The 24,374-nt window shown below is 68.3% G+C and carries 21 protein-coding genes; 5 read left to right on the top strand and 16 right to left on the bottom strand.

Features of this window, described 5'->3' with window-relative positions; translation table 11 throughout:
- Positions 1-62: 62 nt before the first annotated feature.
- The 6 genes from cobA to mqo are packed head-to-tail and all read right to left on the bottom strand — an operon-like array spanning position 63 to position 7,144.
- On the bottom strand, positions 63-1,271 hold the full coding sequence (gene cobA / locus ABZ195_RS02630) for a uroporphyrinogen-III C-methyltransferase (protein ID WP_355214576.1): 1,209 nt from the start codon (positions 1,269-1,271) through the stop codon (positions 63-65).
- Positions 1,268-2,635, bottom strand: coding sequence for a cobyrinate a,c-diamide synthase (locus tag ABZ195_RS02625; protein ID WP_355214574.1), 1,368 nt, complete (start codon positions 2,633-2,635; stop codon positions 1,268-1,270). Before ABZ195_RS02625 ends, cobA begins: the two co-directional genes overlap by 4 nt.
- Complete coding sequence (cobO, locus tag ABZ195_RS02620) at positions 2,632-3,246, bottom strand: cob(I)yrinic acid a,c-diamide adenosyltransferase (RefSeq protein ID WP_355214572.1); 615 nt, start codon at positions 3,244-3,246, stop codon at positions 2,632-2,634. Before cobO ends, ABZ195_RS02625 begins: the two co-directional genes overlap by 4 nt.
- A 21-nt stretch (positions 3,247-3,267) precedes the next feature.
- Positions 3,268-5,154, bottom strand: coding sequence for a magnesium chelatase subunit D family protein (locus tag ABZ195_RS02615; RefSeq protein ID WP_355214570.1), 1,887 nt, complete (start codon positions 5,152-5,154; stop codon positions 3,268-3,270).
- 6 nt (positions 5,155-5,160) lie between these two features.
- The gene (locus tag ABZ195_RS02610; RefSeq protein ID WP_355214569.1) at positions 5,161-5,628 is read right to left on the bottom strand and encodes a GNAT family N-acetyltransferase; all 468 of its coding nucleotides are present in this window, start codon (positions 5,626-5,628) and stop codon (positions 5,161-5,163) included.
- Positions 5,629-5,638: 10 nt separating this feature from the next.
- The gene (gene mqo / locus ABZ195_RS02605; protein WP_355214567.1) at positions 5,639-7,144 is read right to left on the bottom strand and encodes a malate dehydrogenase (quinone); all 1,506 of its coding nucleotides are present in this window, start codon (positions 7,142-7,144) and stop codon (positions 5,639-5,641) included.
- Between the two features lie 154 nt (positions 7,145-7,298).
- On the opposite strand from mqo, the gene ABZ195_RS02600 reads away from it, so the two are divergent.
- The 4 genes from ABZ195_RS02600 to ABZ195_RS02585 all read left to right on the top strand — a co-directional run bounded on the left by ABZ195_RS02600 (position 7,299) and on the right by ABZ195_RS02585 (position 11,350).
- Positions 7,299-8,324 carry an alpha/beta hydrolase gene (locus ABZ195_RS02600; RefSeq protein ID WP_355214936.1) on the top strand — a complete coding sequence of 342 codons (1,026 nt, stop codon included), beginning with the start codon at positions 7,299-7,301 and terminating at the stop codon, positions 8,322-8,324.
- A gap of 4 nt (positions 8,325-8,328) precedes the next feature.
- The gene (gene mtr, locus ABZ195_RS02595; RefSeq protein ID WP_355214565.1) at positions 8,329-9,726 is read left to right on the top strand and encodes a mycothione reductase; all 1,398 of its coding nucleotides are present in this window, start codon (positions 8,329-8,331) and stop codon (positions 9,724-9,726) included.
- 192 nt (positions 9,727-9,918) lie between these two features.
- The gene (locus ABZ195_RS02590) at positions 9,919-10,539 is read left to right on the top strand and encodes a superoxide dismutase (RefSeq protein ID WP_355214563.1); all 621 of its coding nucleotides are present in this window, start codon (positions 9,919-9,921) and stop codon (positions 10,537-10,539) included.
- Positions 10,540-10,555: 16 nt separating this feature from the next.
- Positions 10,556-11,350 carry a phosphodiesterase gene (locus ABZ195_RS02585; RefSeq protein WP_355214561.1) on the top strand — a complete coding sequence of 265 codons (795 nt, stop codon included), beginning with the start codon at positions 10,556-10,558 and terminating at the stop codon, positions 11,348-11,350.
- On the opposite strand, the gene ABZ195_RS02580 is transcribed toward ABZ195_RS02585, so the two are convergent.
- The 7 genes from ABZ195_RS02580 to ABZ195_RS02550 all read right to left on the bottom strand — a co-directional run bounded on the left by ABZ195_RS02580 (position 11,335) and on the right by ABZ195_RS02550 (position 17,902).
- Positions 11,335-12,402, bottom strand: coding sequence for a HoxN/HupN/NixA family nickel/cobalt transporter (locus ABZ195_RS02580; RefSeq protein ID WP_355214935.1), 1,068 nt, complete (start codon positions 12,400-12,402; stop codon positions 11,335-11,337). The genes ABZ195_RS02585 and ABZ195_RS02580 overlap by 16 nt on opposite strands.
- A 124-nt stretch (positions 12,403-12,526) precedes the next feature.
- Entirely contained in the window at positions 12,527-12,853 is a 327-nt protein-coding gene (locus tag ABZ195_RS02575) for a metalloregulator ArsR/SmtB family transcription factor (protein ID WP_355214559.1), read from the bottom strand.
- A gap of 34 nt (positions 12,854-12,887) precedes the next feature.
- Positions 12,888-13,574: a GntR family transcriptional regulator gene (locus tag ABZ195_RS02570; RefSeq protein WP_355214933.1), complete on the bottom strand. Its 687-nt coding sequence runs from the start codon at positions 13,572-13,574 to the stop codon at positions 12,888-12,890.
- 80 nt (positions 13,575-13,654) lie between these two features.
- Positions 13,655-14,428 (bottom strand): 3-oxoacyl-ACP reductase, encoded by a 774-nt coding sequence (locus tag ABZ195_RS02565; RefSeq protein ID WP_355214557.1) that lies wholly within the window; start codon positions 14,426-14,428, stop codon positions 13,655-13,657.
- Complete coding sequence (locus ABZ195_RS02560) at positions 14,429-15,793, bottom strand: aldehyde dehydrogenase family protein (protein WP_355214555.1); 1,365 nt, start codon at positions 15,791-15,793, stop codon at positions 14,429-14,431. It lies immediately after the preceding gene.
- Positions 15,790-16,545 carry a gamma-glutamyl-gamma-aminobutyrate hydrolase family protein gene (locus tag ABZ195_RS02555; protein WP_355214931.1) on the bottom strand — a complete coding sequence of 252 codons (756 nt, stop codon included), beginning with the start codon at positions 16,543-16,545 and terminating at the stop codon, positions 15,790-15,792. Before ABZ195_RS02555 ends, ABZ195_RS02560 begins: the two co-directional genes overlap by 4 nt.
- A gap of 34 nt (positions 16,546-16,579) precedes the next feature.
- Positions 16,580-17,902: a glutamine synthetase family protein gene (locus tag ABZ195_RS02550; protein WP_355214929.1), complete on the bottom strand. Its 1,323-nt coding sequence runs from the start codon at positions 17,900-17,902 to the stop codon at positions 16,580-16,582.
- A gap of 213 nt (positions 17,903-18,115) precedes the next feature.
- Here ABZ195_RS02550 and ABZ195_RS02545 point away from each other — a divergent pair, with 213 nt between their 5' ends.
- Positions 18,116-19,684, top strand: coding sequence for an amino acid permease (locus ABZ195_RS02545; RefSeq protein ID WP_355214553.1), 1,569 nt, complete (start codon positions 18,116-18,118; stop codon positions 19,682-19,684).
- On the opposite strand, the gene ABZ195_RS02540 is transcribed toward ABZ195_RS02545, so the two are convergent.
- From ABZ195_RS02540 to ABZ195_RS02530, 3 genes are all read right to left on the bottom strand, one after another.
- Entirely contained in the window at positions 19,681-23,031 is a 3,351-nt protein-coding gene (locus ABZ195_RS02540) for an SNF2-related protein (protein WP_355214551.1), read from the bottom strand. The two genes, ABZ195_RS02545 and ABZ195_RS02540, sit on opposite strands and share 4 nt — an antisense overlap.
- A 45-nt stretch (positions 23,032-23,076) precedes the next feature.
- Positions 23,077-23,640, bottom strand: coding sequence for an alpha/beta hydrolase (locus tag ABZ195_RS02535; RefSeq protein ID WP_355214550.1), 564 nt, complete (start codon positions 23,638-23,640; stop codon positions 23,077-23,079).
- 63 nt (positions 23,641-23,703) lie between these two features.
- Complete coding sequence (locus ABZ195_RS02530) at positions 23,704-24,366, bottom strand: hypothetical protein (RefSeq protein WP_355214548.1); 663 nt, start codon at positions 24,364-24,366, stop codon at positions 23,704-23,706.
- Positions 24,367-24,374: the final 8 nt, after the last annotated feature.

Below are 24,374 nucleotides of genomic sequence, written 5' to 3'. Positions count from 1 at the left end.
GCGCGCTCTGCATCGTGGGGAGCCGTCATGTCGGGTTACCCTACAGTAATCTTAAGAGCTCTTTAAGTAGCGAAGGCCGCCACCGCCCCGATCACGATGATTGCGGGCGGCCGAATGCCGTCCTCGCGGATGTGTTGCGGTGCCTCTGCCAGCGTCGTACGCAGGGTCCGCTGCGCACTGGTGGTGCCGTGCTGTACCACCAGCACCGGCGTATCCGCAGGTCGGCCGCCTTCCAGCAGAACCTTGGCAAACAGTTCGATGCGCTCGACCGCCATGAGCAACACGATCGTGCCCGACAACGCCGCCAGCGCATCCCAATTCACTAACGATTCGGGGTGCCCCGGCGCAAGATGGCCGCTGACCACCACGAACTCATGGGTGACGCCGCGGTGGGTGACCGGAACGCCCGCGGCGGCAGGAACTGCTATGGCACTGGTCACACCGGGCACCACGGTGACCGGAATGCCGGCCTCGGCGCACGCCAGAAGCTCTTCGTGGCCGCGCGCGAAGACGTATGGATCGCCGCCCTTGAGCCGTACGACGAACTTGCCCGCCTTGGCCCGGTCGACGAGGACGGCGTTGATTGCGTCCTGCGCCATGTAGCGGCCGTAGGGAATCTTGGCGGCGTCGATGACCTCGACGTGTGGGGCGAGCTCGGCGATCAGCTCCTGGGGGGCCAGTCGGTCGGCGACCACCACGTCGGCCCGCGCGAGGAGTCTGCGACCGCGGACGGTGATGAGCTCGGGGTCACCGGGTCCGCCACCGACCAGGGCCACGCCGGCGTGCAGCGTGCCGGGCGCCCGAACGTCGCCGCTGTCGCCGATCACGCCCTGCTGCAGGGCGTCCTGAATGGCCGACCGGATGGCAGCCGACCGCCGGTGCTCGCCGCCGGCGAGCACTCCCACGTTCAAGCCGTCGTACTCGAACGAGGCGGGCGTCACCGCGGTGCCGTCGACGGCGGCGTCGGCGCGGACGCAGAAGATTCTGGACTGCTCGGCTTCGGCGACGATCGCCGCGTTCACGGTGGGGTCGTCGGTCGCAGCCAACGCGTACCAGGCGCCGTCGAGGTCACCCGGACGGTAGTCGCGCAGGTCGAGGGTGATTCCGTCGAACGCCTCGACCGCGGGCGTCGCCGCCCTGGCGATGACGTGCACGTCGGCTCCGTTGGCGAGCAGCAGCGGGATGCGCCGTTGCGCGACGCTGCCGCCGCCGACGACCACCACCCTTCTGCCGTTGAGGCGCAGGCCGACGAGATAGGCGTTGTCGGTCACCCGGCGAGTTTAGAGGTAGCGCCAGACCGGACGAACCGGCTCGCCGCCTCGGGATGCGCCGCCGCATGCGCGTGCAGGTAGGCGGCGTGGACGCCCCCGATGACCGCGCCGTCGGTGACGGAGGCGCCGGCACCGTCGCGAAAGCCCCACGCGGGCTCGTACCCGTCGGCGAATGTGACTGCCGTGCGGTGGAATTCGTGTCCCATTACTCGCGCGCCCGCCCGGTGCAGGGACGAGTCCCCCAGTGCCACCGCGTCCCGGTAGCCCAGCGTCAGGCGCTCGGTGAACCGGGCGCTGCCGGGCACCACCCCGCACATCGGGTGACCGTCGAGGTCGTCGACGAGGTAGGTCAGCCCCGCGCACTCCGCGTGGACGGGCGCACCCCGGTGGGCGAGCTCCCGGATCTGGCGGCGGACGACGTCGTTGACGGAGAGCTCGGCGGTGAACTGTTCGGGGAAGCCGCCCGGGATCACCAGTGCGTCGGTGCCGGTCGGCAGACCGTCGGTCATGGGGTCGAATGCGACGACGTCCGCGCCTGCGGCGGCCAGCAGCTCCGCGTGCTCCGGGTAGCCGAAGGTGAACGCCCGGCCGGCCGCGAGCGCGACCGTCACGTGTCCGGTGACCGGTTCGGCGCACTCCGGCGTCCACGGCTGCGCGCCGACGTGGGACCGGGCGACGGCGGCCACTGCGTCGAGGTCTACGTGTCGGGCCACCAGGGTGGTCATCGCATCCACGGCCGCCACGGCGTGCCTGCCGTGCTCGGTGGCGGTCACGAGACCCAAATGCCGTGACGGCACCGCGAGTTCGTCGGCGCGCGGGATCGCCCCGAGCACCGGCACCCCGGCCTGCTCGCATCCCTGCCGCAGCACGGCCTCGTGCCGCGCCGAACCGACCCTGTTGAGGATCACCCCGGCCAGATGCACCGAGGTGTCGAACGTCGAGAAGCCGTGCACCACCGCGCCGATGCTGTGACTTTGCCCCCGCGCGTCCACCAACAGGATCACCGGCGCCCCGAGAAGGCTGGCCACGTGCGCCGTGGAGCCGTGGGCAGGCCCGGATGACGAGGGGTCGATGCGGCCGTCGAACAGACCCATGACGCCCTCGACCACCGCGAGGTCGGCGTCGTCGCTGCCGTGGCGGAAGAGCGGACCGATCAGGTGGTCGCCGACCAGGACGGGGTCCAGGTTGCGGCCCGGCCGTCCGGAGGCGAGCGCGTGGTACCCCGGGTCGATGAAGTCCGGCCCCACCTTGAAGGGGGCGACGGTGCGACCGGCGCGACGGAATGCACCCATCAGTCCGGTGGCGACGGTGGTCTTGCCGCTGCCAGAGGACGGCGCGGCGATGACGACGGCCGGGGTGCTCACCATTCGATCCCGCGCTGACCCTTGCGTCCAACGTCCATGGGGTGCTTCACCTTCGTCATCTCGGTCACCAGATCCGCGGCATCGAGGAGTCGCTGCGGGGCGTCGCGACCGGTGATCACGACGTGTTGGGTGCCGGGCCGGGTGACGAGCACCTCGACTACCTCTTCGATGTCGACCCAGCCCCACTTCAACGGGTAGGTGAACTCGTCGAGCACGTAGAAGTCGTGGCGTTGATCGCTCAGTCGGCGCGCGATCTCGGCCCACCCGTCGGCGGCGGCCGCGGCGTGGTCGACCTCGGACCCGGACTTGCGCGACCACGACCATCCGGAGCCCATCTTGTGCCACTCGACGGGCCCGCCGGCGCCGTGTTCGTCGTGCAGGCGGCCGAGTTCACGAAAAGCGGCTTCCTCCCCCACCTTCCACTTGGCGCTCTTGACGAACTGAAACACCCCGACGTCGAAACCCTGGTTCCACGCGCGCAGGGCCATTCCGAACGCGGCGGTGGACTTGCCCTTGCCGGGACCGGTGTGGACGGCCAGCAGCGGGGCGTTGCGACGCACCCGCGTCGTCAGACCGTCGGCCGGGACGGCGACTGGTTGACCCTGTGGCATCAGCATCTCCTCCGTCGGGGATCACGCCGCGCGGTCGTCGGCGTGCGAACGGACCAACCGCGTCAGACCGTCGGCGCGGAGCTGGGCCAGCCGCACGGCCGGGGCGCCGAGCTGGGTGGCCAGCACCTCCGCGAGACCCAAACGTACATAGGAGGTCTCGCAGTCGACCACGACGGCCGCCGCGCCCTCGGCGAGCAACATCGCCGCCGCGGTGCGGGCCCGGCCGAGCGGATCGGGTCCGCCCGTGGCCCTGCCGTCGGTGAGCACCACGACCAGACTGCGACGTGCCCGGTCGCGTGCCTTCTCCCGGATCACCACGTCCCTGGCCGCGAGCAGTCCCTGGGCCAGCGGTGTCCGGCCGCCCGTGTCGAACCGCGACAGTCGCCTGCCCGCGATGTGCACCGACGTGGTGGGCGGCAGCAGCACCTGGGCCTGATCGCCGCGGAAGGTGATCACGGCGACCTTGTCACGGCGCTGGTAGGCGTCGCGTAGCAACGACATGGTCGCCCCACCCACGGCGGCCAACCGGTCTCGTGCGGCCATCGAGCCAGACGCGTCGACCAGGAAGACGACCAGGTTGCCCTCTCGACCCTCACGGATCGAGCGCCGCAGGTCGGCCGCACCCAATCGTGGTCGGCCGGGCCGGGTTTGCCGCTCGGCGGCCGCCAACAGCGTGCCGAACACGTGCAGACCGTGCCCCTCGCGTGGATCCTCGGTCGCGGCGATCGGGGTGCCGGTGCGGTTGCGGGCGCGGGACCGTCGCCCGGGCGCGCCCTCCCCCACTCCGGGTACGACGAGTGCCTTCGCCCGGAACGTGGCCGCGGGCGGGGCGTTCGGCCGGGGCGCGGACGCCGGTGACTGCCGTGGCTGGGCGGGGCCGTCGGTGGCCTCGGCCCCAGATTCCTCCACCGAACCGCCGCCGCCGCCGGGCGGGTCGGGCTCCGGGTCCGGTTCGGGACCGGGATCGCCGGCGGCCTCGCCGGCCTGGTTCATCGCCTCGTCGAGCTGGTCTTGGTCGAGGCCTGGATCGTCGAAGGGGTCGCGCCGCCGGCGGTGCGGGAGCGCCAGTTCCGCGGCGACCCGCACGTCCTGCTCCTCCACGCGGTCGCCGCCACGCCACGCCGCGTGTGCGACCGCCGTGCGCGCGACCACCAGATCGGCCCGCATCCCGTCCACGTCGAACGACGCGCACAGTGCCGCGATCCGCCGTAACTCGTTGTCCGACAAGATGATCGACGGCACCATGGCACGAGCCAGCACGATGCGGCGCGCCAGGTCGGCATCCTCGGCGGCGTAGCGGGCGGCGAAACCGTCCGGATCGGCTTCGAAGTCCATCCGCCGCCGGATCACCGCCACCCGGACGTCGACGTCACGGGAGGCGTGCACGTCGACGGTCAGGCCGAACCGGTCGAGCAGCTGAGGCCGCAGCTCGCCCTCTTCGGGGTTCATGGTGCCGACGAGCATGAACTTGGCCTCGTGGCTGTGGGAGACACCGTCGCGTTCGACGTGCACCCGACCCATCGCCGCCGCGTCGAGCAGCACGTCGACCAGGTGATCGTGCAGCAGGTTGACCTCGTCGACGTAGAGCACGCCGCCGTGGGCCCGGGCCAGCAGACCGGGTGAGAACGCGTGCTCGCCGTCGCGCAGCACGCGTTGCAGGTCCAGCGATCCGACGACCCTGTCCTCGGTGGCGCCGATGGGCAGCTCGACCAACCGGGCCCCCTCGTCGACGTCGGCGAGCACGGCGGCCAGCGCGCGCACCGCCGTCGACTTTGCCGTCCCCTTCTCCCCCCGGATCAGCACGCCGCCGATCTCGGGGCGCACCGCGCAGAGGATCAGGGCCAGCCTGAGCTGATCCTGGCCGACGAGCGCTGAGAACGGATAGGGCGTCGGGAGTGTGGAAGTCATCGCCTGTCAGCTTGCCCCATGCGGCCCGCCACGCCGCACCATGGGGATGTGGGGCACCCCGTCGTCGAGGAACTCCTCACCGTCGCGGACGAATCCGTGCTTGGCGTACATCTCCTCGAGGTAGGTCTGAGCGTCGATGCGACAGGGGTCGTCACCCACCTCCGCGAGAGCGGCCTTCATCAGGCGGCTGGTGTGGCCCTGCCCACGGTTGCTGCGCCTGGTGCACACCCGGCCGATGCGAAATACCTTCTCGCCGCCCGGATGTTCCTCCATCAGACGCAGAGTGGAGATCACGTGGCCGTCGGAGTCCTCGAGCCAGAAGTGGCGCGTCTCGGCGAGCAGGTCGCGGCCGTCCAACTCGGGATACGGCGTGGCCTGTTCGACCACGAACACCTCGACGCGAAGCTTCAGCAACTCATACAGCGTGGCGGCGTCGAGGTCCTTGGCCCAGCTGCGGCGGGGAATGACCGTCACGGCACCACCGTCATACGGTGACCGCGGGCACGTCGGTGGCCGCGTGGTCGAGCTTGAGAACCTTGGTGCCCCAGTCCCAGACCTCGGTGAAGAGCTTGGGTTCGCCGGACAGCTCGGTGCCGAACGACGGCACCATCTCCTTGATCTTGGGCTGCCAGCTCGAGAAGCGGTCGGGGAAGCAGCGTTCGAGCACGTCGAACATCGCCGGGACGGCCGTCGAGGCGCCGGGTGAGGCACCGAGCAGACCGGCGATGCTGCCGTCGGCGGCCGCGAGCACCGTGGTGCCGAACTCGAGCACCCCGCCGGCGCCCTTGCGCCGGATCACCTGCACGCGCTGACCGGCGATGTCGAGCTCCCAGTCGGAATCCTGGGCGCTGGGGGCGAATTCGCGAAGCGCTTCGACCCGGTCGGCCTCGCTGAGCGCCAGCTGGCCGACGAGGTACTTGACCAGGCTCATCTCGGTCAGGCCGACGCCAAGCATGGAGGCCAGGTTGTTGGGCTTGACCGAGAGCGGAAGGTCGGTGACCTTGCCCTGCTTGAGGAACTTCGGCGACCATCCCGCGAATGGTCCGAAGAGCAGGTAGGACCGGCCGTTGATGACGCGGGTGTCCAAGTGCGGCACCGACATTGGAGGCGCGCCCAGGGGCGGCGCGCCGTAGACCTTGGCCTGGTGCGCGGCGGCGAGCTCGTGGTTGCCGGTGCGCAGCCACTGGCCGCCGACGGGGAAGCCGCCGAAGCCCTTGGCCTCCTCGATGCCCGACTTCTGCAGCAGCGGCAGCGCTCCGCCGCCGGCGCCGACGAAGACGAACTTGGCGTTGAGCTTGCGCTTCTGACGGGTGCGGCGGTTGGTGACCTTCAGCGTCCAGCTTCCGTCGGACTCCTTGGACAGGTCGCGCACCTCGTGGCCGAACAGCGTCGTCATGCCGCCCTCGACGGCGTAGCCGATGAGTTGACGGGTCAGCGATCCGAAGTTGACGTCGGTGCCGTCCTGGGTCCAGTTCAGTGCCACCGGCTCGGTGAAGTTGCGCTTCTCGGCCATCAGCGGCAGTCGACGGGCGAACTCGTCGGCGGAGTCGATGTACTCCATCGACGCGAAGAGCGGGTTCTTGACCAAGGTCTCGCGACGACGCTTGAGGTAGTCGAGGTGCTTGGCCCCGTGCACGAAGCTGACGTGCGGGATGGGGTTGAGGAAGCTGCGAACGTCCGGCAGGACCCCACTCTCGACGGCGTGCGCCCAGAACTGTCGTGACACCTGGAACTGTTCGTTGACGTGGACGGCCTTGCTGATCTCGATCGTGCCGTCGGCGCGCTGCGGGGTGTAGTTCAACTCACACAGGGCCGAGTGCCCGGTGCCGGCGTTGTTCCACGGATCGCTGCTCTCGGCGGCGGCGCCGTCGAGACGCTCGACGAGCGTGATGGACCAGTCCGGTTCCATCAGCTTGAGCAGAGTGGCGAGCGTGGCGCTCATGATGCCCGCTCCCACCAGGACGACGTCGGTTTTGGCTACCTCAGACACGTGATCCTCGACCCTTCGTGGCACGAATTCCGCTCGTCGCGGCTTTCCGAATGTCCAGGTTATCCCGTCAACGTCGGCGGTCGTCGGTCGGCCGACATCCCTGCCGCGCCATCGCGCGGTACGGGGGTCCGCATAGAGTGAGGACGTGACACCGATGGGGCCCGGCGAGGAGCCCACGTGGGAGCCGGACGCGCTGCCCGGGTACTGGCAGCAAACCCTTCCCCTGGGTCCCGATCCGGACGGCGAGGGCGACCTGGTGGCGACGCTGGTGCGGCGCGGCGACGAAGCCCGCGGCAGGCACGCGGTGCTGGCGTTGCACGGCTACACCGACTACTTCTTCAACACCGAGCTGGCCGACCACTTCTCCGATCACGGCTTCACGTTCTACGCGCTGGATCTGCACAAGTGCGGCCGCTCGCGCCGCGACGGTCAGACGCCGCACTTCACCACCGACCTGGCCCGTTACGACGCCGAACTCGACCGCGCGCTGGCGATCATCGCCGCCGACGGTGCCGACGCGCCCCGGGTGTGCGTGTACGGGCATTCCGCGGGTGGCCTGGTCGCGAGCCTGTGGCTGGACCGGTTGCGCCGACGCGGTGCGGCGACCCAGGTCGGCGCCCTGGTGCTCAACAGTCCGTTCTTCGATCTGCACGGGCCGGCGATCCTTCGCAGCGCACCGACATCGGCGGCACTGGTCGCCCTGGCCCGGTTGCGCAAGCGGCAGGTGATCCGCAAGCCCACCCAGGGTGGCTACGGCACCACCCTGCACCGCGACTACGCCGGTGAATTCGACTACGACCTGGGGATGAAGCCCGTCGGCGGATTCCCCATCACGTTCGGGTGGATCAACGCGGTCCGGCGGGGGCAGGCGAGGTTGCACCGCGGCCTGGACGTCGGAGTGCCCAATCTGGTGCTGCGCTCGGATCATTCGGTCGCCGAAGCGCCCCACCCGGAGGCCATTCAACGCGGCGACGCGGTCCTCGACGTGGCGCAGATCGCCCGCTGGGCGGGTTGCGTCGGGAACCGGCAGACGATCACGCCGATCACGGACGCCAAGCACGACGTGTTCCTGTCGCTGGCCGAGCCGCGCGCGGCGGCATACCGGGAGCTGGCTCGCTGGCTCGACGACTACCTGGGCGCTGAATCTCGGCGTCCGACAATGAACTTCGGACAGGACTAGACACGTGGAACACTTCGACCTGGCAATCATCGGTACGGGCTCGGGCAACAGCATTCCCGATCCCGGCGTCGACTCCAGGTACGGCCAGATGCGGGTGGCGATCTGCGAGCAGGGCACGTTCGGGGGCACGTGCCTCAACGTCGGGTGCATTCCCACCAAGATGTTCGTCTACGCCGCCGAGGTCGCCGACACGATCAGGCGGAGCGCGCGTTACGGCGTCGACGCGACGATCGAGAAGGTGCGCTGGAGCGACATCGTCGAGCGCGTGTTCGCGCGTCGCATCGACCCGATTGCGGCGGGCGGCGAGGAGTACAAGCGGGGCCTGTCCAACGTGCGGGTGTACGGCAGCCACACCAGGTTTGGCCCGACGCAGCCCGACGGCCGGTACACGTTGCGCACCGATGACGGCGAGGAGTTCACCGCCGACAAGGTCGTCATCGCCGCGGGCTCGCGGGTGCGCGTCCCGCCGGCGATCGCCGACTGCGGCGTGACGTATCACACCAGTGACGACGTGATGCGCATCCCCGAGCTGCCGGAGCATCTGGTGATCGTGGGCGGCGGATTCGTGGCCGCGGAGTTCGCGCACGTCTTTTCCGCCCTCGGAGTCCGCGTCACCATCGTCGTGCGCGGCGACGGCCTGCTGACCCATTGCGACGAGTCGATCTGTTACCCGTTCACCGATCTCGCCACCAAGAAGTGGGACCTGAGGACCCACGAGAACGTCGTCGGCGTGCACCAGAGCGGTGACCAATGCGTGCTGGAGCTCGACGACGGCAAGACCATCGAGGCCGACATGTTGCTGGTGGCCACCGGACGCGTACCCAACGGTGATCAGCTCGACGCGCACTTGGCCGGCGTGGAGGTCGACGATTCCGGCCTGGTGGTGGTCGACGAATACCAAAGGACCACGGCGCGCGGCATCTTCGCCCTCGGTGACGTGTCGTCGGACTACCAGCTCAAGCACGTTGCCAACCACGAGATGCGGATCGTGCGCCACAACCTGCTTCTCGACTGGGACGACACCGACGCGATGCGCGTGACCGATCACCGCTTCGTCCCGTCGGCGGTGTTCACCGATCCTCAGATCGCGATGGTCGGCTTGACCGAGGACGAGGCCAGGGACGGTGGTTACGACGTCGTCACCAAGGTGCAGAAGTACGGCGACACCGCCTACGGCTGGGCGATGGAGGACGAGCACGGCATCGTGAAGCTGATCGGCGACCGAGCGACCGGCAAGATCCTCGGCGCTCACGTCATGGGACACCAGGCGTCGTCGATCATCCAGCCGATCATTCAGGCGATGAGTTTTGGTCAGACCGCCAAAGAGGTTGCCGAGAATCAATATTGGATTCATCCGGCGTTGCCCGAGGTGATCGAGAACGCCCTGCTCGGGTTGTCGTAGTCGAAGGCGGGCCGGGCCGTGACGTCGACTCCCGCTCGGAAGTGAGTGGTTCAGATGCTTCCTCAACGCCAACCCACGGCCCGACCGCGCCTCCCGACTCTAACATGAACACCTGAACAGGTGGACAGATTACGTGCCGCGACCCTAGGCTGGCGGTCGACCGAAGCATCCGTCGATGACGAAGGAAAACGCATGGCCGAGTACGCATTACCCGATCTTGGTTACGACTACGGAGCGCTCGAACCCCACATCTCCGGTGAGATCAACGAAATCCACCACTCCAAGCACCACGCCACCTACGTCAAGGGCGTCAACGACGCCGTCGCCAAGCTCGAGGAGGCGCGGGCCAAGGACGACCACGCCGCAATCTTCCTCAACGAGAAGAACCTCGCCTTCCACCTCGGCGGCCACGTCAACCACTCGATCTGGTGGAAGAACCTGTCCCCCAACGGCGGTGACAAGCCCACCGGCGAACTGGCCGCCGCCCTCGACGACCAGTTCGGGTCGTTCGACGGGTTCCGGGCACAGTTCACCGCCGCCGCCAACGGATTACAGGGCTCGGGCTGGGCGGTGCTCGGCTACGACACGCTGGGACGGCGCCTGCTGACCTTTCAACTGTACGATCAGCAGGCCAACGTGCCCCTCGGCATCATCCCCCTGCTGCAGGTGGACATGTGGGAGCACGCCTACTACCTGCAGTACGAGAACGTGAAGGCCGACTACGTCAAGGCCTTCTGGAACGTCGTCGACTGGGCCGACGTCCAAGACCGCTTCGCCAAGGCCACCACGGCGGCACAGGGGTTGATCTTCTAGGAAGTCGAGGCGCCACGTGCTCATCGCGCAACTGTCGGACCCGCACGTTCGGCCCAAGGGCGTCGACTACCACGGCGTCGTGGATTCGAACGCCGGTCTGGCAGCGGCCGTCGAGCACGTGTGCGCGCTGACCACGCGCCCGGACCTGGTGCTGGTCACCGGCGACCTGGTCGACCACGGCGAACCCTCGGAATACGAGCACGTCCGAGAGATCCTGGGGCGCCTGCCGATTCCTTTTCTCGTCATCCCCGGCAACCACGACGACCGCGAGAACTTTCGTCTCGCCTTCGCCGATCATCACTACCTGCCTCGGACCGGGCCGCTGCACTACTGCGTCGACGACCATCCGGTGCGCGTCATCGGACTGGACTCCACGGTGCCCGGCCGGCACCACGGACACGTCGACCGCGCCGGGTTGGACTGGCTGGCTGCCACGTTGGCGAAGGACACCTCCACGCCGACTCTGATCATGCTGCACCACCCGCCCTTCGTCAGCGGCATCCCGTACCTGGACGAGTACCGGTACTTCGAGGGCGCCGCACTTGCCGCCGTCGTCGAGCGCGCTCCCAACGTCGAGATCGTGGTGTGCGGACACGTCCACCGGTCGATGGTCAGACGCTGGGCGGGGACCGTGATCGTCACGTGCCCGAGCACCGCGACCGAGATCGACCTCCGACTGGAGGGGTCGGCCCAACCGTCGAGTCACGATGGGCCGCGGGGTTACCTGCTGCACCTCTGGGACGAGCACGAGGGAATGCTGAGTCACGTCAACCAGATTGGCGACTTCGCCGGGCCCTACCCGTTCGCCTGAGGCTCCCAGCGTTCCTCGATCCGACCGAAGTGCCACACCGCGAGGGCGACCAACCACACCACCACGAACAGCCCGACGATGGTGAAGCCGACGAACTCCAGGTCGGCCGAGCCGATGACCGCCAGCGGTCCGGACTGGATGCCGAGGCGGTCGACCAGTAACCCGATCAACACGATCACACCGATCACCAGGGCGACGAACACCGACAGCAGCGTGACGGTCAGGTTGTAGTACACCTTGCGAATCGGCTTGAGGAACGCCCAGCCGTAGGCCCGCGCCATGAACATTCCGTCGGCCGCGTCGAACAGGCTCATGCCGGCGGCGAACAGCACCGGCAGCACCATGATCGCGTACCACGGCAGCGTGAAGGCGGCGGTGCCGGCAGCCAGCACCAGCAACGCCACCTGCGTCGCGGTGTCGAAGCCCAGGCCCATCAGCAGGCCCACCGGGTAGAGGTGCCACGGCTTGTTCACCCGCCGCATGACGCGCCCGAGCAGCCGCGCCATGAATCCACGGCTGTGCAGTTGGCGTTCCAGCTCGGCCTCGTCGAACTCACCGGTGCGCATCTCGCGGAACACCTTGGCGATGCCGACGACGGCGAACAGATTGGTCAGACCGATGAGGATGAGGAACGTTCCCGCCACCAGCGACCCGATGAGGCCGAGCGTCTGAAGCATCGAGGAGTTCTCGTCCTGCACCGGTCCGATCAGCGCCTTGACCCCTAGTGCCAGCAGGAAGGCCAGCCCGAACACCACGCTCGAATGACCCAGCGAGAACCAGAACCCCGTCGACAGCGACCGCTTGCCCTCACCGACCAGCTTGCGGGTGGTGTTGTCGATGACGGCGATGTGGTCGGCGTCGAAGGCATGCCGCACGCCGAGCAGATACGCGGTCACGCCCAGGCCCACACCGAACACCCCGGTCGAACCCAGCGTGATGTGCTGCGGGGCCACCCCGAACACCAGCACACCCCAACCGAATACGTGCAGGAAGACGACGACGGCGACCATGCCGGCGACGGTGAACCAGTCGGTGCGATCCAGCCTGCCCATCGCGGTCGGACTGGACGGGGACTCCGACGACGTACCGAGGATCACGGGTTCGAGACTATGGCGACGCGCCCACGCCTGTCTAGCTGTACAGATGTTCAGGTCGACGGATCAACAAGCGGCCTGGTCACCCGTGCGCGGCACCGATCCAGTGCAGCAGATCGTGGACGATCTCGTCGTCGAGTCGGTAGGCCACCGACCGCCCCACCCGGGTGCTGCTCACCCAGCCCTGCTGCCGAAGCACCCGAAGAGCCTGCGACACGGCGTTCTCCGACCGGCCGACGACGGCGGCCAGGTCGCTGACGCAGATGCCGGGCGCCCGGTGCAGGCTCAGCAGGATCTCGAGCCGGTTCGGGTCCGACAGCAGGTCGAAGCGCAGCGTCCAGCCGGTGATGTCGACGTCGGACAGCGCGGACGACGCCCGTTGCACCATCGCCTCGCCGCCGGCTTCCATGCCTGCAATTTAGTCGACCGAGTGACGCAGTGGTCTAGCTGTCCAAAAACCCGTGCAGCAGCGCCGCCGAACCCCACACGTGCGCCGCCATCGTCTCGGCGGCGCCGTCGGCGTCCCCGGCCAGGATCGCCATCACGATTGCCTCGTGCTGTTCGTCGGAGTGGACGATGTTGCGCGCGAGCAGCGGAATGTGGTCGAGCAACTCGTTGAGGCGCATCCGGTTCTCGGCCACCAGCGGTACCAACGACGGGGTCCCGGCGGCCTCGGCGATCGCGAGGTGCAACCGCGAGTCCAACCGGCGGTAGTCCTCCAGCGCGGCTCCGCGGACGTCGGCCAGTCTGGCCCACAGGGTTTCGCGTTCGGCTGCGGTCAACGTCCGGCCCGCCGCCATCCGGGCCGCCCCCACCTCGAGGACCTCGCGCAACCGTAGCGCGTCGTCGATGTCCGCACGGCTGAAGCGCACGCCGTCGGCACTGGGGGCGGGCAGGTCCTCGGCCAGGAAGGTGCCGCCGTACCGACCGCGGCGCGACACCAGATACCCCGCGTCGGACAACGACCTGATGGCGTCGCGAACGGTGTCGCGGCTGACGCCGAGTCGCGCGGCGAGCTCGCGTTCCGGCGGCAGCGACTCACCCGGCTCCAGCAGGCCGAGCCGGATCGTCTCGAGCAACCGCCCCACGGTGTCCTCGAAGGCGTTGCCCAGCCTAACCGGCCGCAGCAGCGACGTCGATGCCGCCTCCGCGGCGGGGCACTCGCTGGCTGGCTGCTGCGGATCCGGTGTCGGGTGGGCGGTCACGGCGTCTACAGCGGGGTGACGTAGTGGCCGGTGATGCCTCCGTCGACCAGGAAGGTCGACCCGGTGATGAAGGATGCGTCGTCGCTGGCGAGGAAGGTCACGGCGGCGGCGAGTTCGTCGGGTTCGGCGAAACGGCCCATCGGCACGTGGACCAGCCGTCGCGCCGCGCGCTCCGGATCCTTGGCGAAGAGCTCCTGCAACAACGGGGTGTTCACCGGTCCGGGACACAGGGCGTTGACCCGGATGCCCTGGCGGGCGTACTGGATGCCGAGCTCCCGCGACATCGCCAGGACGCCGCCCTTGGACGCGGTGTAGGAGATCTGCGAGGTCGCCGACCCGTTCACCGCGACGAACGAGGCGGTGTTGACGATCGACCCCTTCTGCGCGGGGACCATGTGCCGCAGCGCGGCCTTGCAGCAGAAGAACACCGACTTCAGGTTGATGTCCTGCACCCGGTCCCAGGCGTCGATGCCGGTGACCTCGATCAGGTCGTCCTCCGGCGGGCTGATGCCGGCGTTGTTGAACGCGATGTCGACCGAGCCGTGGGTCTCGGCGGCGGTGTCGAACAGGTTGTCCACTGCAGCCTGGTCGGAGACGTCGACCTGGACGAAGGTGCCGTTGAGATCGGCGGCGACGCTCTTGCCCGTGGTGGGGTCGATGTCGCCGATCACGATCGTCGCGCCCTCGGCCCGCATCCGCTTTGCCGTCGCGAGACCGATCCCGCTGGCGCCGCCGGTGATGACGGCGACCTTGCCCGCCAGCCGCTGGGTCAGATCCATCTAGAGCTCTCCGATCTTGAAGAAGACGTTCTTGGTCTCGGTGAAGTGAAGCGGTGCGTCGGGGCCGAGCTCGCGCCCGAGCCCCGACTGCTTGAAGCCGCCGAACGGCGTGTTGTAGCGGACCGAGGAGTGCGAGTTCACCGACAGGTTGCCCGATTCCACGGCGCGGGAGACTCGCATCGCGCGCGACAGGTCGTCCGTCCAAATCGAGCCGGACAATCCGTAGGGGCTGTCGTTGGCGAGCTCGATGGCGTCGGCCTCGTCGTCGAACGGCAGGACGGTCACGACCGGGCCGAAGATTTCCTCGGTCACGGTGCGGTCTGTCCGCTTGGGGGTGAGAACCGTTGGCGGGAACCAGTATCCGGGGCCGCTGGGGGCGGAACCGCGGAAGGCGACGGGCGCGTCGTCGGGCACGTAGGACGACACCGTCTCGAAGTGCGGCCGCGACACGAGCGGACCCATCTCGCTGTCGCGCGACGACGGATCGCCGACGACCACGCCCTTGACCGCGGGCTCGAGCAGTTCCATGAACCGGTCGTAGACGTTGCGCTGCACCAGGATTCGGCTGCGTGCGCAACAGTCCTGGCCGGCGTTGTCGAACACTCCGTAGGGAGCGGTGGCCGCGGCCTCCGCCAGATCGCAGTCGTCGAAGACGATGTTGGCGCTCTTGCCGCCCAGTTCCAGCGTGACCCGCTTGACCTGCTGGGCCGCGCCGGCCATCACCCTGATGCCGACCTCGGTGGAGCCGGTGAAGACGATCTTGCGGACGTCCGGATGGCTGATGAACCGCTCCCCCACGACCGAACCCTTGCCCGGCAGCACCTGGAACAGCCCGTCGGGCAGACCCGCCTGCAGGCCCAGTTCGGCGAGTCGCATCGTCGTCAGCGGGGTGATCTCGGCCGGCTTGACCAGCACGGCGTTGCCGGCGGCCAGGGCGGGTACGAAGCCCCACGACGCGATGGTCATCGGGAAGTTCCACGGTGCGATCACCGCGACCACACCGAGCGGCTCGTTGAACGTGACGTCGAGACCACCGGCGACGGGAATTTGCTTGCCCGACATGCGTTCCGGGCTGGCCGAGTAGAACTGCAGGACGTCGCGGACGTGGCCTGCCTCCCACTCGGCGTTACCGATCACGTGGCCGGAGTTGGCCACCTCCAGCGAGGCCAACTCTGCGACGTGGGCGTCGACCACTGCCGCGAACGAGCGCAGCGCGGCGGCCCGTTCGGCGGGGGCGAGCTTGGCCCACAGCTTCTGGGCCGACCTGGCGCGCGCCACCGCGTCGTCGACCGCGGGCACGTCGAGCATCTCGACGGTGCGCAGCACCTCCTCGGTCGCCGGGTTGATCAGTGTGGACGTGCTCACGCGGTATTCCTCTCCAACCTCGAGTGCTTCTTCGATGCGTACTTCGTCGCGGCCTCGACGACACCGGCGAACAGTCGCAGGTCGTCGAGGCGTTCTTCGGGATGCCACTGGACGGCCACCACGAAGTCGGGGCCGGGAATCTCGACGGCCTCCACCACGCCGTCGGGATCCCACGCGCTGGCCATCAGCCCGTCGCCCAGTTCGGCGATCGCTTGGTGGTGATAGCACTGGGCGTCGGTGGACGTGCCGATCAGCGCGGCGACCCGGGTACCCGGCACCGTCTCGATCTTCGAGGTGCTGAACACCGCGTTGCCGAGCTGATGCTGGTAGTGCCCGACCACGTCGGGCAGGTGCTGGTGCAGCGTGCCGCCGAGAGCGACGTTGAGGACCTGCGCACCGCGGCAGATGCCCAGCAGCGGCAACCCGCGCGCCAATGCGCCTCGCACCAGGGCGAACTCCCACGCGTCGCGGTCCAGCGCCGGCTCGTCGGTGCTGGCGTGCGGAGCCTGACCGTATCGGGCCGGGTCGACGTCGCGTCCACCGGTGATCACCAGGCCGTCCAGACCGCCGAGCACGCGGTCGACGACGGCGTCGTCGACCGGTTGCGGCGGCAGGAGCATGGCGATGCCGCCGGCCGAGGTCACCCCCTCGACGTAGACCGCGGGCAAAAAGCTGGCACGGACGTCCCAGACGCCCGTCTGGGCCTGCTGCAAGTAGGTGGTCAGCCCGACCGCCGGCGGGCAGGAGCGCAGCGACTCGGGGGATGTCTCAGGTCTGGTGCCAGGCCTAGAGCCGTTCGAAGCCACGGCGCCTCTCCCAGTCGGTCACCGCCGAATTGAAGGCCTTCAATTCGATGCGGGCATTGTTGAGGTAGTGCTCGACGACGTCGTCACCGAACGCCTCCCGGGCCACGGTCGACGCCTCGAACAGTTCGGCCGCCTCGGCGAGGGTGGTCGGAAGTCGTTCGGCACCACTGGTGTAGGCATTGCCCGCGCACGGTTCGGGCAGCTCGAGTCGTTGGTCGATGCCGTGCAGTCCACCGGCGATCAGCGCGGCGACGGCCAAATACTGGTTGACGTCACCACCCGGGGCGCGGCACTCCATCCGCATCCCGTGCCCGTGACCGACCACCCGCAGCGCACACGTGCGGTTGTCCAGGCCCCACGCGACGGCGGTGGGGGCGAAGCTGCCGTCGACGAAGCGCTTGTAGGAGTTCACGTTTGGTGCATAGAACAGCGTCAGCTCACGCAGCGTGGCGAGTTGGCCCGCCAGGAAGCTGCGGAACATCGACGACATTCCGAGCTCGTCGTCGTCGTCGGCGAACACGGCCGAACCGTCCGTTCCGCGGAACGACAGATGGATGTGGCAGCTGTTGCCCTCCCGCTCGTCGAACTTGGCCATGAAGGTCAGGCTCTTGCCGTGCTGGTCGGCGATCTCCTTGGCGCCGTTCTTGTAGATCGTGTGGTTGTCACAGGTGACCAGCGCGTCGTCGTAGCGGAAGCCGATTTCCTGCTGGCCGAGGTTGCACTCGCCCTTGACGCCCTCGCAGTAGAGGCCCGCACCCTCCATGCCGTTGCGGATGTCGCGCAGCAACGGCTCCATCCGGGTGGACGCCAGCATGTTGTAGTCGATGTTGTAGTCGGTGGCGGCGGTCAGCCTGGTGTACCCCTTCGCCCACGCCTCGCGGTAGGAGTCGTCGAACACGATGAACTCGAGTTCGGTGGCCGCGACGGCTTCCATCCCCCGCTGGGCCAGCCGGTCGAGTTGCGCGCGCAGGATCCCGCGGGGCGACGGCCGCACCGGCGAGCCGTCATGCCAGCCGAGATCGGCCATCACCAACGCCGTGGCCGGCAGCCATGGGATGCGCCGCAGCGTGGTGAAGTCCGGCGTCATCACCATGTCGCCGTAGCCAGCCTCCCAGCTCGACATCTGGTATCCGTCGACGGTGTTCATGTCGACGTCGACGGCCAGCAGGTAGTTGCAGCACTCGGCGCCGTGGGCGATCACGTCGTCGACGAACAGCCGGGCGGAGATCCGTTTGCCGGTCAACCGGCCCTGCATGTCGGTGAAGGCGACGATGACGGTGTCGACGTCCCCCTCGGCGACCATCTTCTTCAACTCGGAGAGTTCCAACGTCACGTGCCCCGCCTCTCGAAACCGACGAACATGGGTGTGAGTCAACCATTGGATCCGGTTCACCGCGCATTTCGGTCATAGATTTACACAACCGTCACTGCCAAAGGTAGGACACCAGACCATTGCGGATCTATTGTCCCTACTCAGTGAGCGCGCTCGTGCGCTGCCCCGAGAAGGAGAATCACCGTGCCAGAGGGTCACGAAGAACTGTCAGACGACGAGAAGCACCTCGCGTCACTCGGCTACACCCAGGAGCTCAACCGCTCGTGGTCCAGCTTCAGCAACTTCGCCATCTCGTTCTCGATCATCTCGATCCTGGCGGGTTGCTTCACCTCGTTCGGCCTCGGATGGAACAACGGCGGTCCGGCCGCCATCGCCTGGGGTTGGCCCATCGTGTCGGTGTTCATCCTCGTCATCGGGTTGTGCATGTCCGAACTGGTGTCGGCCTACCCCACCTCCGGTGGCATCTACTGGTGGGCGAGCAAACTCGGGGGCGCCAAGGCCGGCTTCTACACCGGCTGGCTGAACCTGATCGGCCTGATCGCGATCCTCGCGTCGGTGGCCTACGGGTCGGCGACGTTCCTCGACCTCACCATCGGCACGTTCAGCGAGACGTGGCTGGCCGGCTACAGCCTCACCCGCGTCTTCGTCATCTTCCTCGTCATCCTCGCGCTCGCCGCAACGGTCAACATCTTCTCCTCGCACCTTCTGGCGGTCATCAACAACATCTCGGTCTGGTGGCACGTCGCCGGCGCAGCCATCGTCATCGTCATCCTCATCGTGGTGCCCGAGCAGCACGCGAGCCTGTCCGACGTCTTCGCCAAGACCATCAACAACACGGGCATGTTCGGCGGCGCCACCTCGGGCGTCGGCTGGCTCCTGTTCGTCCTGCCGATCTCGGCGATCCTGACCCAGTACACGATCACCGGCTACGACGCCTCGGCCCACCTGTCCGAGGAGACCAAGAGTGCGGCCGACGGTGCGGCCAAGGGCATCTGGCGATCGATCTTCTACTCCGCCATCGGTGGCTGGATCCTGCTGCTCACCTTCCTGTTCGCGGTCAACGACTCCGACGCCGTCTCCGCGGGTGGCGGTGCGGTCGCGGTGATCTTCAGCCAGGCTATGAGCTCACCGTGGGTGGGTGTCGTGCTGCTCATCTCGACGGCCGGTCAGCTCTTCTGCACCACCGCCTGCCAGACCAGTTGCTCGCGAATGTTGTTCGCGTTCAGCCGCGACCGTGCCGTGCCCGGGCATCAGCTGTGGTCGAAGGTCAGCAAGAACAAGATCCCGGCCAACGGCGTGATGATCACCGCCGTCGTAGCGGCCATCATCACCCTGCCCGCCCTGGTTCAGGTCGACGTCAACGGCGCTCCCGTGCCGGTCGCCTTCTTCGCGGTGGTCTCCATCGGCGTCGTAGGTCTCTACCTCTGCTTCGCGGTGCCGATCTACTACCGCTGGAAGGCCGGCGACTCGTTCCCCGTGGGCAAGTGGAACCTGCGCGGTCACCACAAGTGGATGGCACCGGTCGCACTCGTCGAGATCGTCGTCACCTCGATCATCGCCATGTTCCCGACGTCGATGGGCGGCATGCCGTGGGACCCGAGCTTCGAGTGGAAGTTCGTCAACTACACCCCGCTGCTCGTCGGCGGCGTGCTGATCCTGCTGTTCATCTACTGGCACGTGTCGGTGAAGAAGTGGTTCACCGGGCCGATCAAGCAGGTGACGACCGTTGCCGAGGAGCTCGACCTGACCTAGCCGAACAGTTCCCGCACGTCGGAATCGGTGATGGCAGAACCGAACACGTCACCCTCGTCGACGACGGCGGCGAACAGTTCGCGCTTGCGCTCCTGCAACGTGACGACCTTCTCCTCGATGGTGCCCGCGGAGACCAGGCGGTAGACGGTGACCGGGCGGGTCTGACCGATCCGATGCGTGCGGTCCACCGCCTGGGCCTCTGCGGCGGGGTTCCACCAGGGGTCACAGATGAAGCAGTAGTCGGCCTCGGTGAGGTTCAGCCCGAAGCCACCGGCCTTGAGGCTGATGAGGAACACCTGGGTCAGGCCCGATCTGAAGTCCCGGATCGCGGCGTCGCGCTGCTGGGAGCTCGACGACCCGTCGAGGTAGGCGTAACGCACCCCGACCGCGTCCAGGTGGGTGCGAAGGATGCCGAGAAATCCGGTGAACTGGCTGAAGACCAGGGCGCTGTGCCCCTCGGCGACCAGCTCGGGCAGTTGCTCGACCAGGAAGTCGACCTTCGCCGCGGCGACGTCCATCTTCGTGTCGTCGACCAGTCCGACGTGCAGGCTGAGCTGCCGCAGCAGCGTCAGCGACCGGAAGATCTGGAACCGGTTCTTCTCCCAATCCCCCAGCAGCCCAAGCACCTTCTGACGCTCACGGGCCATGTGCGTGTCGTAGATGCGTCGATGCTTGGGACCGAGGTCGAGTGCGAGGAGCTGCTCCTGCTTCGGGGGCAGCTCACCGGCGACCTGACCCTTGGTGCGCCGCAGCATCATCGGCTTGATCCGGCGGCGCAGCACGGTCAGCCGCTCGGGGTTGGTCCCAGACTCGATCGGCTTGCGGAAGTGCTGGGTGAACACCGCGGGCGACGGGAACAGGCCGGGCGCGGTGACCGACAGCAGGGACCACAACTCCATCAGATTGTTCTCCATCGGCGTGCCGGTGATGGCGAGCTTGAACGGGGCGTCCAACCGGCGCACGCACTGATGGGTCTTGCTGTTGTGGTTCTTGACGAACTGCGCCTCGTCGAGAATGACTCCGGCCCAGTCGATTCCGGCATAGGCCTCGAAGTCGATGCGCAGGATGGCATAGGAGGTGACCACGACGTCGGCCCCCGCGGCACGTTCCGCCAGCGAGGTACCCGACCTGGCCTCGGTGCTGGTGACCGCCAACGCCGTCAGCCCCGGGGTGAAGCGTCCGCACTCGGCGACCCAGTTGGTGACCACGCTCGTGGGGGCGACGACCAGGAAGCGACGGGATCCCTGCTCGGCCACGCGCGCGATGAGAGCCAGGGTCTGCACGGTCTTGCCGAGCCCCATGTCGTCGGCCAGCACCCCGCCGAGCTGGTTGTCCCACAGGAAGGACAGCCAGCTCAGTCCGTCGCGCTGGTAGTCGCGCAACGTGGCCGCCAGTCCCGCCGGCACCTCGACCGGCGCCGGCGGCCGGGCCGCCGTCCTCGAGGCAAGACTCTGCTGCCAGGCGGCCAGCTGCTCGTCCACCACGCCGAGGGCAAGCAGCTCCTCCCACAGGGTGACGTTGTGAGATCCGGCGTTCACCCGGTCGCCGTCGATCTCCCCGAGTGCGCGGGCCTCCTCGATCAGGTCACGCAGCCGTAGGAGCTCCGGGGTGTCGAGCCGAAAGTAGACTCCGTTGGGCAGCAGCATGTGCGTTGCGCCCGTGGCCAATTCGGCGATGACCGAGGCGATGGGCACCTCGTGCCCGTCGATGGTCAGCGTGATGCCGAGGTCGAACCAGTCGTTGCGCACCGGCTCGTCGGCGTCGCTGCCGAATCGGAGCCGGGGTGCGTCGTCGGCGGGCCGGAAGTCGGGCACGCCCTGCTCGACCTCCACGGTGAAACCGTCTCGGCAGTCCAGGACCGGCAGCGTCTCACCGACCAGCACCGCCGCCTCGGCCAGGGTGAGGTCGACCCCGGCGCGCAGTGTGGTCGGCGACGCGGCCGTCGCGGCACCGGTCGACCCGTCGGCCCTGGCGACCGAGGTCATCTCCTCGACCAGGGCGGCGGTGACGACTCTGTTGACCAACCGTCGAAGATGCTGTGCGGCTTGCTGTTTCCAGGTGTGGGAGGCTGCCGCGACGGCTCGGAGCGCAGGCGTCACCGCGTCCCAGACGAGGGCTTCGGCGTCGGCGTCGCGGTAACCCGTGCGCGCCGCCAGGGAATCGGGGTCGAAGTCGTGGTGGCGGTCGTCGACCAGATACCGCGTGCTCCACGACGCGCGCACACCGCTCGCGGTCGCCGTCAGCGTCAACACCACCGTCGGGCCACTGACGGTTGGCGGCGTGAAGAGGCCGTCGGTCACGTCCACCGGCGTCGCCTCGACCAGTCGCGGAAGCACGTCCATCGAGAATTCCGGCACCATGTCGGCGGGGATGCGCACGACCTCGTTGCGCAGCACCAGGTCCAGCGCCGTGCGGGCGGGCACCGGGTCGAAACGGCCCAGGCGCAGGACGTCGTCGACGACGGTGTACATCCCGTGCGGTGTCGGAGATCCGATGAGCCCGACCGCGTCGGTCGGGCAGCGTTCGCCGTCGACGACCATCGCGACCGACATCACCGCGCCACCGGTGTCGTCGGCGACGAAGTCGAGCCGCAATTGCGCGCTCTTGATCAGGTCGACCCCCGTCAGACCGCTGCCGCCGTGGGCGACGATGACGACCCCGGCGTCCAGCGCGTCGTTCAGCCGGGCCCAAAAGCCCACGGGCACCCGAGAAATGGTCATCACGTCGTTGACCGGCACGATGCCGGAGCGCTGCGCGTCGCTGACGAGGGCGCGCAGAGCGTCGTACTGTGCACGGTCGAACTCACCGGCGGCCGCGTGATAGGACAGGCGCTGCCAGTTGACCCCGGCCCTGATCCAGGTCCCACGCTTGCCGAGGCTGACCGGACGCAACGCGATGTCGGCGCGCGGCCGGTACCGCGTCGGCGGGGTGACGGAGAACTCGAGGCCCAGCGGCGCGGCGTTCTCGGTTCCCGGCGGCGCCAGTTCGTCGAGCATCTTGGTCAGCACGACGCGCCACCGGTCGGCGGCCTGCGCGGGCGACTGATGGTTGCTCGAGGCGGTCAGCAGGAGGGCGACGGCGTGCTTGCAGTAGACCCCGACCGGGCAGGAACACTCGGCCCAGGCCAGTGCGAGGTCTTCGCCGGAGCGTCGGAATCCGGCGGCGACCCGATACCGGTGGCCGTCGGACCCCGAACACAGGCCGATCAGCTCGAGGTCGTCCTCGTCCCAGTCCACGTCGCTGACGCGCCCGAGGTCGGCGTACCTGGTGCCACGGCTGACCGTCGCCGAACCGAACTCGGCGACCAATTCACCGATGTTCAGGACGAGGCCCAGGGGCGGCACCATGCTCCGAGAATAGGCAAGCCCGCCGACAGGACGCCGACGAACGGGTCACCAGGTGCTGGTGCGCAGCACGATCTCGGCGGCGAGTTGCGCCGTGGATTCCTGGGCGTTGCGACGGCCGAGCAACTCCACGATGCGGTAGTCGCCGTAGACGTAGCGCTGGCTGGCCTTGGCCACGTTGCGCGCCGCGGGCGAACTCACCAGCGCGGTGGTGTTGACCTCCACCGGCGGGCAGTGCTCGTCACGAACCTCCCCCGCCTGGTCGGGCACGCGTGGGTGGCCGCGGTCGACGACGACCAAGCCGATGAACCGGTCCAGACGGGTGGCGGCCAGTTCCCAGGCGAGCTCGCCCCCGATGCGATCGCCCACCAGGAGCGCCCAGCGCACGCCGACGGCATCGAGGATCCCGACCACCGACTTGGCGCTCAACCGTGGGTCGGGCGAGATGACGACGGTCCGCAGCGACGCCGTGTGCAGTCGTTCGCAGATCGCGTCGTACGCCGACGGGCCTTGATGGGTGGCCCCCAGCAGCACGACGACCGAGCCCTTCTCCGGGCCCGACACGTCGACGGTCGCCGGGAACCCGTCGACGGTGAGCACGGTCGATGGCATTGCGTCACGCTACAGGGATCACCCGTGTTCGGTGCCGGTTTTCACGGGCTCGTGCTCCGGCGTTCAGCGATGCCCGAGGCGCTCGGCCTGCTTGGCGGTGATGTCCAGAAACGTTTGCGGCAGCGACCCTTTGACGGCGATGGAGGGATCGGGCGTAGGGAACGCGATGCCGAACATGCCCGACTCGCCGATGTTCTCGAACGTGAAGTACACGCTGCTCTCGGTTCCCCGCAACTGCATGGTCTGCTGGTAGGTCAGAGCCTGCGGCCGCGGTGAACTCATCCTGGTGGTCGTCATCTGGATGGGTTGGGACTCCCTGTCGAAGAACGTCGTGTAGGCCTCGCACCGTGTTGCGGTGGCGTCGAGCCGGTCCAGGTCCAGGGTGTCGGCCAGGATCGTCATCACGATCCGGGCGCCGTCGTAGGCGACGGCGTACTTCGCCGAACTCCCCGGTCCGCGTTCGACGGACGCCGCGATGTCGCGGGTCAACCCGTCGGTGCAGCCGGCGGGTTCCGAGGCCATCGGCGGCGGGCGGTTGGCGCCGCCGGGTTGACCGGGCCGTTCGTCGACGCGATCGAACCGGACCCCCGCCGGGAAGTCCTCGGCGCTCAGCACGCTCGCGTTCAGCCGGGCGCCGGGCCACGTGGGAGTGCCCTCGACGGCACAGCCGCTCAGCAAGACGACCATGCCCGCCGCCAGGACGACCAGTTTCGACGTCACCGCCATGCAGTAAG

The sequence above is a fragment of the Mycobacterium sp. NPDC006124 genome (genome assembly GCF_040614235.1).
Taxonomy (GTDB): domain Bacteria; phylum Actinomycetota; class Actinomycetes; order Mycobacteriales; family Mycobacteriaceae; genus Mycobacterium.
This window is presented reverse-complemented; position numbering and strand designations above follow the sequence as displayed.

Excerpts from the sequence above, each read along its gene's own strand:
- cobO (WP_355214572.1), bottom strand. The coding sequence starts at position 3,246 with ATGCCACAGGGTCAACCAGTCGCCGTCCCGGCCGACGGTCTGACGACG.
- ABZ195_RS02615 (WP_355214570.1), bottom strand. The coding sequence starts at position 5,154 with ATGACTTCCACACTCCCGACGCCCTATCCGTTCTCAGCGCTCGTCGGC.
- ABZ195_RS02600 (WP_355214936.1), top strand. The coding sequence starts at position 7,299 with ATGGGGCCCGGCGAGGAGCCCACGTGGGAGCCGGACGCGCTGCCCGGG.
- ABZ195_RS02590 (WP_355214563.1), top strand. The coding sequence starts at position 9,919 with ATGGCCGAGTACGCATTACCCGATCTTGGTTACGACTACGGAGCGCTC.
- ABZ195_RS02580 (WP_355214935.1), bottom strand. The coding sequence starts at position 12,402 with ATGGGCAGGCTGGATCGCACCGACTGGTTCACCGTCGCCGGCATGGTC.
- ABZ195_RS02575 (WP_355214559.1), bottom strand. The coding sequence starts at position 12,853 with ATGGAAGCCGGCGGCGAGGCGATGGTGCAACGGGCGTCGTCCGCGCTG.
- ABZ195_RS02565 (WP_355214557.1), bottom strand. The coding sequence starts at position 14,428 with ATGGATCTGACCCAGCGGCTGGCGGGCAAGGTCGCCGTCATCACCGGC.
- ABZ195_RS02550 (WP_355214929.1), bottom strand. The coding sequence starts at position 17,902 with ATGGTCGCCGAGGGGGACGTCGACACCGTCATCGTCGCCTTCACCGAC.
- ABZ195_RS02540 (WP_355214551.1), bottom strand. The coding sequence starts at position 23,031 with ATGGTGCCGCCCCTGGGCCTCGTCCTGAACATCGGTGAATTGGTCGCC.
- ABZ195_RS02535 (WP_355214550.1), bottom strand. The coding sequence starts at position 23,640 with ATGCCATCGACCGTGCTCACCGTCGACGGGTTCCCGGCGACCGTCGAC.
- ABZ195_RS02530 (WP_355214548.1), bottom strand. The coding sequence starts at position 24,366 with ATGGCGGTGACGTCGAAACTGGTCGTCCTGGCGGCGGGCATGGTCGTC.